This is a genomic window from Nonomuraea sp. NPDC059007 (genome assembly GCF_042740555.1).
GTDB lineage: Bacteria > Actinomycetota > Actinomycetes > Streptosporangiales > Streptosporangiaceae > Nonomuraea.
The window spans coordinates 187,202-199,604 of sequence record NZ_JBHYJD010000005.1; the positions used below are offsets into that span (position 1 = coordinate 187,202).

10 protein-coding genes are annotated in these 12,403 nt (G+C 72.0%); 2 read left to right on the plus strand and 8 right to left on the minus strand.

The genetic code is table 11. From position 1 onward, the window contains the following. Positions 1-42: 42 nt before the first annotated feature. The 7 genes from ACFWY5_RS10180 to ACFWY5_RS10210 are packed head-to-tail and all read right to left on the minus strand — an operon-like array spanning position 43 to position 9,592. Positions 43-2,349: a protein kinase gene (locus ACFWY5_RS10180; protein ID WP_379631184.1), complete on the minus strand. Its 2,307-nt coding sequence runs from the start codon at positions 2,347-2,349 to the stop codon at positions 43-45. 58 nt (positions 2,350-2,407) lie between these two features. Continuing rightward, a complete protein-coding gene (lysX, locus tag ACFWY5_RS10185; protein WP_379631186.1) occupies positions 2,408-5,605 on the minus strand; it encodes a bifunctional lysylphosphatidylglycerol synthetase/lysine--tRNA ligase LysX in 3,198 nt (1,065 codons plus the stop codon). Between the two features lie 17 nt (positions 5,606-5,622). Then, entirely contained in the window at positions 5,623-6,987 is a 1,365-nt protein-coding gene (locus tag ACFWY5_RS10190) for an alpha/beta fold hydrolase (RefSeq protein ID WP_379631188.1), read from the minus strand. 51 nt (positions 6,988-7,038) lie between these two features. Continuing rightward, positions 7,039-7,596, minus strand: a complete 558-nt coding sequence (locus ACFWY5_RS10195) for a hypothetical protein (protein ID WP_379611588.1) — start codon at positions 7,594-7,596, stop codon at positions 7,039-7,041. Further along, positions 7,593-8,489, minus strand: coding sequence for a zinc metalloprotease HtpX (gene htpX, locus ACFWY5_RS10200; protein ID WP_379611586.1), 897 nt, complete (start codon positions 8,487-8,489; stop codon positions 7,593-7,595). Before htpX ends, ACFWY5_RS10195 begins: the two co-directional genes overlap by 4 nt. A gap of 3 nt (positions 8,490-8,492) precedes the next feature. Next, on the minus strand, positions 8,493-8,771 hold the full coding sequence (locus ACFWY5_RS10205; RefSeq protein WP_379611585.1) for a hypothetical protein: 279 nt from the start codon (positions 8,769-8,771) through the stop codon (positions 8,493-8,495). Beyond that, positions 8,768-9,592 (minus strand): PspA/IM30 family protein, encoded by an 825-nt coding sequence (locus tag ACFWY5_RS10210; RefSeq protein ID WP_379611584.1) that lies wholly within the window; start codon positions 9,590-9,592, stop codon positions 8,768-8,770. The genes ACFWY5_RS10205 and ACFWY5_RS10210 overlap by 4 nt, the downstream gene beginning before the upstream one ends. Positions 9,593-9,718: 126 nt before the next feature. Between ACFWY5_RS10210 and ACFWY5_RS10215 the strand changes: the two genes are divergently transcribed. Continuing rightward, the gene (locus tag ACFWY5_RS10215) at positions 9,719-10,330 is read left to right on the plus strand and encodes a DUF3043 domain-containing protein (protein ID WP_379611583.1); all 612 of its coding nucleotides are present in this window, start codon (positions 9,719-9,721) and stop codon (positions 10,328-10,330) included. Positions 10,331-10,355: 25 nt separating this feature from the next. On the opposite strand, the gene ACFWY5_RS10220 is transcribed toward ACFWY5_RS10215, so the two are convergent. After that, entirely contained in the window at positions 10,356-11,306 is a 951-nt protein-coding gene (locus ACFWY5_RS10220; protein ID WP_379631190.1) for a hypothetical protein, read from the minus strand. A gap of 80 nt (positions 11,307-11,386) precedes the next feature. Between ACFWY5_RS10220 and ACFWY5_RS10225 the strand changes: the two genes are divergently transcribed. Then, positions 11,387-12,385, plus strand: coding sequence for an aldo/keto reductase family protein (locus ACFWY5_RS10225; RefSeq protein ID WP_379631192.1), 999 nt, complete (start codon positions 11,387-11,389; stop codon positions 12,383-12,385). The last annotated feature ends 18 nt before the right edge of the window (positions 12,386-12,403 follow it).

Below are 12,403 nucleotides of genomic sequence, written 5' to 3' on the forward strand. Positions count from 1 at the left end.
GTACCCCCTTTGAGGCGTCCGGAGCTTCTTGATCCTAAGCGCCTAGTGTGCTCCTCGCGTGTAGAGGAAGCCCATGGCGTCGAAGTCCTTCTTCCTGGGCGCCGTGGCCAGGACCCGCTTCGTGTCGCCCTTCATGTCGACGACCACGGCCTGGTAGCCGCCGGCGTGCACGCGCCAGATCGCGACGTGGTCCTCGTCCCACCAGCCGATCAGCCGGTTGGTCTGGACCGGGATGGGCGGTCTGCTCCCGCCCTGGCCGGAGACGGGCTTGGCGCACAGGCTGCTGCCCGCCTCGTCGCAGTAGGCGAGGTAGTGGGTGCCCGAGGGCGACAGCACGTCGCTCTCGACCCACAGCGGGTGGCCGCCGTCCGGCAGAGTGCGGGCCACCGGCTTGCCTTCGAGGTCGAAGAAGCGCATGTCGCCGTTCGCCCAGGTGCCGACGGACTCGCCGTCGCCGTCCCAGAAGTAGTCGTAGGTGCTGGTGTCGACGTCCTTGATCTGGAAGACGCGGGGCTTGCCGGTGGCGATGTCGAGGATGGCGTAGCCGTACGGGACGCTGTCGTTGTCGGTGGCCTTGTACAGGGTGAACAGGCCCAGCCTGCCGTCCGGCGACCAGCGGGGCGCGCTCGGGTAGACGGGGGCGGCGGTCAGCTTGATCGTGCGCTTGACGCCGGTGACGTGCTCGACGATCGAGACCTGGGAGTAGCCGTCGCTGCTGTAGTCGGCGTCGGTGGCCAGGGCGCGGGCGCCGGTGGTGTTGAGCGCGTACTCGAAGTAGGCGCGGTTGAGGACGAAGCGGTCGGCGCCCGCCTTTCTGACGTAGACGCGCTTGCCGCTGTCGGCGCTGTAGGAGATGAGCTTGATCGGGTCGTCCTCGTGCTCCTCGACCGTCATCACCGTTCCGGGCAGCGTGAACCGTTTGGTGGCCACCGGCGGCGATGAGGGGTTCCGGGTGGTGGGGGCGGGCGTGGCCGGGCGCGACGTCCTGGGGGTTGCGGAGGTCGTCACCGGGCCGCCCGCCAGCCGGGTGGCCGTGACCACGCCGACGACCGCCAGCACCAGCACCGCGACGGCGGCCGCCGCGATCACCCAGCCCGTGCGCATGCCGCGCGGCACGGTGGCCGGTGGCTGACGCATGGGCCGCGAGTGCTGCGGGGGCGGCAGATGAGCGGCCGGTACGGCCGGCGGCCCCACCCACGTCCCCTGCCCGGGAGGCACTCCGTGCATCCGCTGCCCGTGCGGCATCCCCTGCGGCGATGGCGTCTGCGGGGCTCCCTGCCGCGGCGGCATCCCGGCGCCCTGCTGCATCCCGTGGCCCTGCTGCATCCCGTGGCCTGGCTGCATGCCCATGTTCTGCGGTGGCCCGGTGTGCTGCGGCGTCCCGTGGCCCGGCGGCATCCCGGTGGGGCCGGTGGAGGGGCGGGCGTCCGGGGGCGCGAACGGCGTCCCGCCCGGCCCCGCGGCCACGGCCGTGCCCTCGACCAGCAGGCCGGGCGCCGACGGGCCCGAGTCGGGCGCCTGCCCGAAGGGACCACCCGGCGCGTGCCCCAGCAGGCGCATCAGCGCGTCCCCCGCGCTCGGCCGCCGGCTCGGGTCCTTGGCCAGGCAGTCCTGGACCAGCGCGCGCAGTTGCGGATCGGCGATGCCGCTGATGTCGGGCGCCGCGTTGAGAATGCGGTTGACCATGGCGGGCAGGCTGTCGGCGCCGAAGGGCGTGTGCCCGGTGGCGGCGTACAGCATCGTGGAGGCCCACGCGTGCATGTCCGCCCGTGGACCGGGCACCGCGTCGGTGAGCTGCTCCGGCGCCATGAAGGCGGGCGTGCCGATGGCGGTGGCGGTGAGCGTGGAGGTGAGGTCGAGCGCCTTGGCGATGCCGAAGTCGATCACCCGCGGCCCGTCGGGGGCGAGCACCACGTTGGACGGCTTGAAGTCGCGGTGCACGATCCCGGCCTGGTGGATCGCGACCAGCGCGGTGACGGTGCCGATCGCCAGGCGGTGCAGCGCGGGGCCGGAGCGCGGCCCCTCCCGCTGGACGACCTCGTGCAGCGTCGGCCCGTCGATGTACTCGCTGACGATGTACGGCCGGCCGTTCAGCAGCCCGGTCTCGATCACCTGGGCGGTGCAGAAGGGCGCGACCCGGCGGGCCATGGCGACCTCGCGGACGAAACGCTCGGAGGCGTCCTCGTCCCCGGCCAGGTCGGCGCGGAGCAGCTTGACGGCGACCTTGACTCCGGCGGAGTTCTCGCCGAGGTAGACGGTGCCCTGCCCGCCCTCGCCCAGGCGGCCGGTCAGGTCGTAGGCCCCGACCCTGCCGGGGTCTCCCGCCCGCAGGGCAACGAGCTCCGGCATCCCCACCCCCACATTTGGCGACTTTCCCGGCCATTGTGGTGGGTGTCTGGCAATCTCGTCATCTCTTTGCGGGACGTACCAGCGGGAAAGGCAGCGTCTGGCGGATGGGCGCGCCGGTCAGGAGCATGACGAGCCGGTCCACGCCGAGGCCGAGCCCGCCGGTCGGCGGCATGGCGTACTCCAGCGCGGCCAGGAAGTCCTCGTCCAGCTCCATCGCCTCGGGATCGCCCCCGGCGGCCAGCAACGACTGCTCGGCCAGCCGCCGTCGCTGCTCGGCCGGGTCGGTCAGCTCGGAGTAGGCGGTGCCCAGCTCCGCCCCGAACGCCACCAGGTCCCAGCGCTCGGCCAGCCGGGGGTCGTCGCGGTGCGGGCGCGTCAGCGGCGAGACGTCGGCGGGGAAGTCGACGTAGAAGGCGGGCGCGGTGGTCCGCGCCTCGACCAGCCGCTCGTACAGCTCCAGGACCAGCTCCCCACGCCGCCACTTCGGGTGGTACGGCACGCCGAGCCGGTCACAGAGCTTCCTCAGCTCCGGCGCCCCGGTGGCCGCGCTCACCTCCTCACCGGCGGCCGCGGAGATCGCCTGGTTGACCGGGACGACGGGCCACTCGCCCGAGATGTCCACCCCTTGCACGATCAGTCCGCCCAGCGCCGCCTGGGCCGCCTCCTGGATCAGCGAGCGGGTGAGGTCCAGCATGTCCCGGTAGTCGGCGTACGCCTGGTAGGCCTCCAGCATGGTGAACTCCGGGTTGTGCTTGTGCGACACCCCCTCGTTCCTGAACGTCCTGCCCAGCTCGAACACCCGTTCCACCCCGCCCACGCACAATCGCTTGAGGTAGAGTTCGGGCGCGATCCGCAGGTACAGGTCCAGGTCGTAGGCATGGATGTGGGTGCGGAACGGGCGCGCGCTCGCCCCGCCGTGCACCGGCTGCAGGATCGGGGTCTCGACCTCCAGGAAACCCCGCCGTACCAGGCCGTCGCGCAGGGCCCGGATGGCGGCGGCCCGTACCCGCAGCATCTCCCGCGCGGCGGGTGAGGTGATCAGGTCGAGGTGGCGGCGGCGCACGCGGGCCTCGGGGTCGGTCAGCCCGCGGTGCTTGTCGGGCAGGGGGTGCAGGCATTTGCCGGTCAGCGTCCAGTCCCGGGCCAGCACGGAGACCTCGCCCGTGCCGGAGCGCTCGACCCGCCCGTGGACCCCGACGTGGTCGCCGAGGTCCACGACGCGCCGCCAGCGGGCCCGCAGCTCCGGGTCGGTGATCATGAGCTGCCGCTCCCCCGCCCAGTCGCGCAGCGTCGCGAACAGGATGCCGCCGTGGTCGCGCACCAGCATCACCCGCCCGGCCACCGCCACCATCTCGCCGACCTGACCGGCCTGCGCCGTCGTGTGCGTGCGCGGGAAGTTCACCGGGTACGGCTCCGCCACCAGCGCCAGCTTCCCCGCCCGGACCCCGTCCTGCTCCGGCGGCCCGGCGGAAGCGGCGGGCGCGGCCTCGGCGGCGGGCGCTTCGAGGGCGACCGGCGTCACGGACGCGACCGCCCGGCCCTCGCCGCGCCGCAGCAGCGTGGGCAGGCTCGGCCCGGCCAGGAACCCCTCCGCCACCGCCGAGGCCAGCCCGACCTTGGGCAGGTCGCGGTTGTCGGCGTAGGCGAGGAAGCGCGGCACCCACTCGGGCCGGTACTTCACGTTCGACCGGTAGAGCGACTCCAGCTGCCACCAGCGCGAGAAGAACAGCAGCAGCCGCCGCCACGCCCGCAGCACCGGCCCCGCCCCGATCCTGGCGCCCTCCTCGAAGGCGGCGCGGAAGACGGCGAAGTTGAGCGAGATCCGCTCGACGCCCAGCTCGGGCGCCCGCTCGGCCAAGCCTGTGACCATGAACTCCATGAGCCCGTTGTCGGCACCCCGGTCGCGGCGCATGAGGTCGAGCGAGAGCCCGCGCTCGCCCCACGGGACGAACGACAGGATCGCCGCCTCGTCGCCGCCCGCGGTGAGCGCCTCGACGAGCACGCAGCGGCCGTCGGCAGGGTCGCCGAGCCGGCCGAGCGCCATGGAGAAGCCGCGCTCGGTCTCGGTGTCGCGCCAGGCGTCGGCCTTGGCGATGACGCTGCGCATCTCCTCGGGTGACAGCTCGGCGTGCCGGCGTATCCGCAGCGTGTATCCGGCGCGCCCGACCCGGTTGACCGCCTGCCGTACGCCGCGCATCTCGCGGCCGTCGAGGGTGAAGGCGGCCACGTGCAGGATCGCCTCGTCGCCGAGTTGCAGGATCTTGAGCCCGGCGCGGGCGTAGGCGCGGGCGCCCTCCTCGCCGGCGCCGATGGCGGCGGGCGTCCAGCCGTACTCCTCTGCCTGGCGCCGCCAGCGGGCGATGGCGGGCTCCCAGGCCTCGACGTCGCCGATCGGGTCGCCGCCGGCCAGGCTCACCCCGCTGACGACGCGGTAGGAGACCGCGCTCTTGCCGCTCGGCGAGAAGATCGCGGCCCGGTCGCGGCGGGTGGCGAAGTAGCCGAGCGAGTCGCGCTCGCCCTCGGCGGCCAGCAGTTCGCGGAGCCTGGCCTCGTCGCCGGGCAGCAGTTCGGCGATGGCCCACTGCGAGCGGAACAGCACCGCGAACGCCCACAGCAGCGCGATCGCGCTCAGCAGCCCGATCGTGAACGCCACCCAGGCCGGCCCGTACCCCTCACGGTCGAAGTCGAGCGTGATCGCGCCGCCGAGCGCCTTCTCGATCACCCACGGCAGCCGGTCCTGCCGCCGGAGCGTGCCGTGGAAGGCGCTGATCAGCGCGTACCCGACGCCGACCGAGACCAGCAGCCCGGCCACGAGCGTGAGCAGGGCCTTGCGGAAGGCGGCCCGCTGGGTCTTGGCGAAGAACTCCGCGCGCGCGGCCACCAGCAGCAGGAGCAGGACGAGCGTCACGCCGAAGTTGACCGCGACCCTCCATGCCGGATAGTCCTCGCCCGCCGCCGGCTCCAGCCAGACGATCAGCCCGTAGAGCGCCAGCAGGACCAGCGTGAAGATCAGGAAGACCAGCATCAGCCGGTACGCGGCCCGCTTGCGCCGGGCGACGGCCCCGGCCAGCAGGGCCAGGAAGACGGCGTAGGCCAGGTTGGGCTCGGCGGGGAAGACGAGGTCGTTGAAGGTGTCGGTGACCGGCCGCAGCAGCGCGCGCAGGGGCCGGACCAGCGCGATCAGCGCGCAGTAGACGGCCAGGGCGGCCAGGATCCCGGCCAGGACCTTCGGCACCCACCTCCAGCGCGTCGTCATTGGCCGGATATACCCGGCTACTTTCCGTTAAATGACCTGGTGATGGCCTCGGGAGCGTCAAGCTGGACCTGGTGCCCCACCCGCGGCAGCCGCAACAGGTCCGCGCCGAGCGCGTCGGCCAGCCGCTCCTGGCAGCCGTCGGTACGCCCGGCCGTGATCACCAGCGTCGGCACCCGCGGATAGGGATGCTCCCGCCGGATCAGCTCCAGCTCGGCGGCCATGTCCCGGTAGGCCAGCCACTCCCCCGCGACCGCCGCCAGCACCTTGCCCTCGCGGTAGACGCCCGCCCGGTCGGGCCCGCCACCGGCCAGCCGGTGCGCCAGCGGACCGAAGCAGCGCGCCAGCGCCGCGGCGGCCCACGTCCCGCCGAAGGCCGGCAGCCAGCGGCCCAGCGCCCTGCCGGGGGCCGAGGTGCCGCGGCCGGGCTTCGTGCGGCAGCTCGGGTCCACGAGGACCACGCGGGAGACGCGCAGCGGGTGCAGGCGGGCGAAGGCCTCGGCGTGCCAGGCGGCCACCGAATGGGCGATCACCGCCACCTTCTCGGGGTGGGAGGGGGCCAGCGCGGCCAGGCGGGCGGCCTCGCCGTACAGGGTGGGCGGGGTCTGGGGGGCGGGGCTGCGGCCGAGTCCGGGGCGGTCGAAGCGGATCACGCGGTGCGCGGAGGCGAGCCCGGCGGCCACGGCATCCCAATGGAACCAGGCGCCGCCCATCCCGGCGGCCACCAGGACGGCGGGGCCGCGGCCGTCCTCGACCACGTGCGGGCGGCTCTCGTCCCGCACGGGCTGGGGCGCGGCCAGCAGGCGCGCGGCCACGTACACCAGCCAGAGCGCGATCACCAGGACCTGGAAGCGCTGTGCCACCCCGATGAGGTGGGCGGCGGTGACCGCGACCAGCGTGAGCACACTGGCCAGCACGTACGCGCCGGCCAGGAGGACGGCGGTGCGCGTACGCCAGCTCCTGGCCAGCTCCACCATCGCGGCCAGGACGGCGACGGAGGCGAGCGTGCTGGTGAGCGTGTGGAGGTGGTGCGGCAGCGACAGCGGGCCGCGCTCGCACGCCGGATCGCTGACGACCGCGCAGTCCAGCGGCAGCGCGCCGTCGGCGATCGTGAACACGCCGAACAGCGCCAGGGCCAGCCAGCCGCCCCACGCGGCGGGCGCCCTGGGCGCGAGCGCGACGCCGACCACGACGGCCAGCCCGGCCAGCACGTCGGCCAGCCGGAACAGCCGCGACCAGGGCTGGTCGCGGGCGGCCAGTTCGCTGAGGTAGCCCTCGGCCGGGTCGACCGCCGGGCTGGCGAACTGGCCCGGCACCCAGGCGCTGTACACCACGCCCGCGACGAAGAAGGCACAGGCCGAGACCATGATCAGACGACGCTCCACGTCGCCATTAGATCACTCTGCGTGACAATTCCGGCGCTCCGGGGCACCGTCTCAGAGACCGGGCGCGCCCCAGACCGGGAACCAGCGCGACAGATCCTCCTCGATCGGCAGTTCACCGGCCAGCGCGCCCCTGGCCTGGAGTTCGAGCGCGTTGTCGCGGCGCTCGCCCGGCTGCGGGGCGAACGGGTAGAAGGTGCCGCGCTTGTAGAGGTAGACCACGGCCATGCGGCGGTCTGCCGGGTCGGCGAAGGACACCAGCGAGCACAGCAGCGACGGGCCGAACCCGGCGCCCTCCAGCGAGGAGTTCACCGCGTGGAGTTCGGTGACCAGGTCGCTGAGGTCGGACGGAGCCCGCCGTACCAGGAGCCAGGTGTAGCCGTAGGCGTCGGTGGAGCGCTCGACGCGCTCGCCCAGCAGCGCGCGCACGTCGCTCTCCAGCGTGGCGAACGCGCCGCCCTCGGCCGCGCGGAAGCTCACCGAGCCGAGCCCGGTCGGCGCCAGCCCGGTGGCGGCCTGCAGCGTCACCGCGGCCGACGGCAGCGCGAACAGCGCGTCGAGGTTGGGTTTGACGGCCTTCGTCCGGCCCAGCAGGGAGTCGAGCCACTTCATCGGCCCAGCTCCGCCGAAATCTTGGCCAGGTTGTCCAGGCGCTTCTGAAGCGGCGGGTGCGTGGCGAACAGGTTCGCCAGCGACTCCCCCTTCGACAGCGCCGGGGCGAAGTAGAAGGCGTTGAACGGCTCCGCCGCGCGCAGGTCGCGGGTCGGGATCCTGGCCATCTCCCCGCTCACCTTGGTCAGGGCGCTGGCCAGCGCGCTCGGCCGCTGCGTGAGCAGGGCCCCGGCACGGTCGGCCGCCAGCTCGCGGTAGCGCGACAGCGCTCTGGTCAGCAGGAAGCTGACCGCGTAGACGAGGATGGAGACGAGCAGGATGATCAGGCCGATGGGCAGGCCGCCCCGGTCCTCACGGCCGCGCCCGCCGAGGCCGGCGTAGAGGGCGAAGCGGGTCATCAGCCCGGCCACGATGCCGAGGAACGAGGCGATCGTCATCACCGCGACGTCGCGGTGGGCGACGTGCGAGAGTTCGTGGGCCAGCACTCCTTCGAGCTCCTGCGGCTCAAGGCGGCGCAGCAGGCCGGTCGTGACGCAGATCACGGCCTTTTTCTGGTTACGGCCGGTGGCGAAGGCGTTCGGCACGTCGGAGTCGGCGATGGCCACGCGCGGTTTGGGCATGTCGGCCAGCGCGCACAGCCGGTCGATCAGGCCGTGCAGCTCGGGCGCCTCCTGCGGCGATACTTCCCGCCCGCCCATCGCGAACAAGGCGATCCGGTCGGACAGGAAGTACTGCGCGAACAGCATGACACCGGCGATGACCAACACGGTCAGCGCCCTCACCCCCAAGGCGATGAGAACGCCGACGAAAGCGACGTAAAGCAACCCGAGCAGGAACATCGTCACGACCATGCGGCGAGTCAGGCCGCTGTCGGACGCGAACCGCGTGCGCACGGGTTAACCAGGGATCAAGCCCTGGTCGCCCAGCATCTCCCGGACTTCCTCGATCGAGGCGTCCGCGGGGGGAAGGATCAGCTCTGACGGCTCAAGGCTGTCGTCGGAAAGCGCCTTGCCCACGTGGCGCACCTTGTCGAGCAGGGCGTGCAGCCGTACCCGGAAGTTCTCCTCGTCGTCGGCCTCGATGGCCGACTCGAGCTCGCTGTCCAGCTGGTTCAGGACGGCGATGTCGTCGGCGGAGATCTCCACCTGACCCTCGCCCATGATCCGTACGATCATGCTCCGTCCCCCTGCCTGGGAAGCTGCTGGGTCTGGGGCTGCTGCTGCGGCTGGGCCTGCGGCTGAGGCTGCTGGGCCTGCTGCGGCTGCCCCTGCTCGATCGAGCCCTGCGGCGCCGGGCCCTGGCCGAGCTCGGCCTTCATGCGAGCCAGCTCCAGCTCGACGTCCATGCCGCCGCCCATCCGGTCGAGCTCGTTCTGGATGTCGTCGCCACGGGTGCCGCTGAAGTCGTCGAGCGCGCCGCTGGCCAGCAGTTCGTCGATCGCCCCCGCCCGCGCCTGCATCTGCGCGGTCTTGTCCTCGGCACGCTGAATCGCCAGGCCGACGTCGCCCATCTCCTCGGAGATGCCGGAGAAAGCCTCGTTGATGCGCGTCTGCGCCTCGGCGGCCGTGTAGGTCGCCTTGATCGTCTCCTTCTTCGTGCGGAAGGAGTCGACCTTGGCCTGCAGGCGCTGGGAGGCCGTGGTGAGCTTCTCCTCCTCGCCCTGAAGGTTGTCGTGCTGGATACGCAGATCGGCGATCTGCGTCTGCAGACCGGAGCGACGGCTCAGCGCCTCACGCGCGAGGTCCTCACGGCCCACGGACAGCGCCTTGCGGCCCTGGTCCTCCAGCTTCCTGGATTGCTGCTCCAGTCCATTGATCTGCAGCTCGACCCGCTTACGGGAGGTGGCGACGTCGGCCACGCCCCTGCGTACCTTCTGCAGCAGCTCAAGCTGGCGCTGGTACGAATAGTCGAGGGTCTCGCGTGGATCCTCCATTTTGTCCAGGGCCTTGTTGGCCTTGGACTTGAAGATCATCGAAAGTCTCTTCATCACGCTCATGCGCGTCGGCCGTCCCCTTCTTAGGTCGTGCTGTTGGTCACCCACTGCAGCGCAGCCGCCTTGGGATTACCCTACGCATAACGCACGAGGGCGTCACTAAGTTGCAGTACAGGTAGGGTTGACGACGTGTTGCGACGCCGTTCCCAGACCTCCGTGGACGACACCCCCGTCCCCGCTGACGATCCTAAACCCCAGGGTAAGGGTCGTCCCACACCCAAGCGCCGGGATGCCGAAGGCAGAAGGCGCCAGCCGGTCTCCGCGCCGAAGGACCGCAAGGAGGCCTACCGCGCCGCGCGGGCGAAACAGGCCGCCGAGCGCGACCGTGCCAGAAAGGGCATGCTGGCCGGAGACGAGAAGTACTTCCCGGTCCGTGACCGGGGGCCCGCGCGCAAGTTCGCCCGTGACTGGGTCGACTCGCGCCGCCTGCCCAGCCAGTACTTCCTGCCGTTCTCCCTGCTCATCCTGCTGCTGACCTGGATTCCCTGGCCGGCCGGCCAGCGGGAGGTCGTCCTTTACTGGGTGATGCTGACGGGCTGGCCGATCATGATGGTCGGCGTGCTGTTCACGTCGGTGTACGTCTCCTGGAAGGTCAAGAAGGAGGCGGCGGCCAAGTTCCCGAACGAGCCCATGAAGGGCGTCGGATTCTACGCCGCGATGCGGGCGCTGCAGATCCGCAAGCTGCGCTTCCCGCCCCCCCAGCTTCTTCCCGGCGGCAAGCCCGTCCCGCCCAAGAAGTAGGAGATCTTTTTCTGGTACGGCGCGGTCAGAACTCCGGCACCCACTGGAGCACCCCGCCCTTCACCCGTGGCATCCAGCCCGAGAGGCCACCACCGCGCTCCAGCACGTCCGCGGTGGTGCGCAGCAGGAGGGTGAAGGAGGCGGGCGGCTCTTCCACGCCCGCGACCGTGGTCTCGTCGTCCCAGGCCACCGCGCCCGACGCGGCGTCAACCACACCCCAGCGCTTTTCGCCGCGGTACTGGAACGGGATCATCCGGGGAGCCTGCCACCACTCCCCGTCCACAAGGCACCGCCCGCGCCAGGTGTCGCGAATCTGCCTGATCGTCAGGTCGAGGCCGCCGGACAGCACGTCGTTGTTGCCGCCGTTGTGGCGCAGCAGGGAGGCTCGCAGGTCGTCGGGGAAGTCCACGCCCATCTGGGACTCGGCGACCGCGATCGTGCGCGCCCTGCCCGGTCCGCCGAGCGTGCGGTAGGTGGTGGGCGCGTTCGCCTTGAGCCAGCGCTCGATCCTGCGCCATTCCCTGGTGACCTGCCGCTTCACGGCCGCGTCGATGGGCCGGACCGCCACCGGGCGCCTGGCGGGGGTGCACGTGGCCGGCCCGGCCAGCGCCTGCGGCGTGGCCTCCGGAGGGGACGGCGTGGCCTCCGCGGGTGACGGTGTCGCCTCCGCGAGGGACGGCGTCGTCTCCGGGCCGGAGGGCGTCCCGGCCGGTCGCGCCTGCTCGTGCGCGTTCAGGGCCAGGGTCAGTTCGGCCTGCTCCCGGTCGTAGTCGGGTGTCAGCGCCACGGCCAGGGTCACCGCGACCACCGCCGCGATGACCGCCCAGGCGAGCCACATGCCCGTCTTCTCCCGTACCTCCACCGGCCGGGGAGCGGGAGGGGGCACCGGGCTCGGTCTCCGGGCGCGGCGGCGCAGCCGTACCCCCAGTGCGACCAGAATCGCGGCCGTCAGCGCGACCCGCACGAGCTTCAGCACGCCGGGCACCCTATCCCGAAATCCCCACCCGGACGGCCCCGTGGTGGGGCGCCCCGCCCAGAGCGCCTAAGGTCGGACGTATGGAATTCCGTCACCTCGGCCGCAGCGGTCTCCTGGTCAGCGAGATCAGCTACGGCAACTGGATCACCCACGGCTCACAGGTCGAGGAGGACGCCGCCAAGCTGTGCGTGCGGGCTGCGCTCGACGAGGGCATCACCACCTTCGACACCGCCGACGTCTACGCGGGCACGAAGGCCGAGGAGGTCCTCGGACGGGCGCTCAAGGGAGTGCGCAGGGAGTCGCTCGAGATCTTCACCAAGGTCTACTGGCCCACCGGCCCCGGGCCGAACGACCGCGGCCTGTCCCGCAAGCACATCACCGAGTCCATCCACGGCTCGCTGCGCCGCCTGCAGACCGACTACGTCGACCTCTACCAGGCGCACCGCTTCGACAACGAGACGCCGCTGGAGGAGACGCTCAAGACCTTCGACGACCTGGTACGCCAGGGCAAGGTCCTGTACGTGGGCGTCAGCGAGTGGACCGCCGGCCAGATCGCGGAGGCGTTGAAGATCGCCGACGAGATGGGCTTCGACCGGATCGTGTCGAACCAGCCGCAGTACTCGGCGCTGTGGCGGGTCATCGAGGCGGAGGTCGTGCCGCTGAGCGAGAAGGAAGGCGTCAGCCAGATCGTCTGGTCGCCGATCGCCCAGGGCGTGCTGAGCGGCAAGTACCTGCCCGGTCAGCCGCCGCCCGCGGGCTCGCGCGCCACCTCCGAGTCGGGGGCCGGGTTCATCTCCCGCTTCCTCGAGGACGACGTGCTCACCCGCGTGCAGGAGCTCAAGCCGATCGCCGCCGACCTGGGCCTCACCATGGCCCAGCTCGCCGTCGCCTGGGTCCTGCAGAACCCGAACGTGGCCAGCGCCATCGTCGGCGCCACCCGCCCCGAGCAGGTACGCGACAACGTGAAGGCCGTCGGCGTCAAGCTCGACGCGGAAGTGCTGAAGCGCATCGACGACGCGCTGGGCCCGATCGTGGAGCGCGACCCGGCCAAGACGGTCAGCCCGGAGAAGCGCCCCTGACGTCTTTTGACGTCGTCC

Excerpts from the sequence above, each read along its gene's own strand:
- lysX (WP_379631186.1), bottom strand. The coding sequence starts at position 5,605 with ATGACGACGCGCTGGAGGTGGGTGCCGAAGGTCCTGGCCGGGATCCTG.
- ACFWY5_RS10205 (WP_379611585.1), bottom strand. The coding sequence starts at position 8,771 with ATGATCGTACGGATCATGGGCGAGGGTCAGGTGGAGATCTCCGCCGAC.
- ACFWY5_RS10180 (WP_379631184.1), bottom strand. The coding sequence starts at position 2,349 with ATGCCGGAGCTCGTTGCCCTGCGGGCGGGAGACCCCGGCAGGGTCGGG.
- ACFWY5_RS10210 (WP_379611584.1), bottom strand. The coding sequence starts at position 9,592 with ATGAGCGTGATGAAGAGACTTTCGATGATCTTCAAGTCCAAGGCCAAC.
- ACFWY5_RS10195 (WP_379611588.1), bottom strand. The coding sequence starts at position 7,596 with ATGAAGTGGCTCGACTCCCTGCTGGGCCGGACGAAGGCCGTCAAACCC.
- ACFWY5_RS10225 (WP_379631192.1), top strand. The coding sequence starts at position 11,387 with ATGGAATTCCGTCACCTCGGCCGCAGCGGTCTCCTGGTCAGCGAGATC.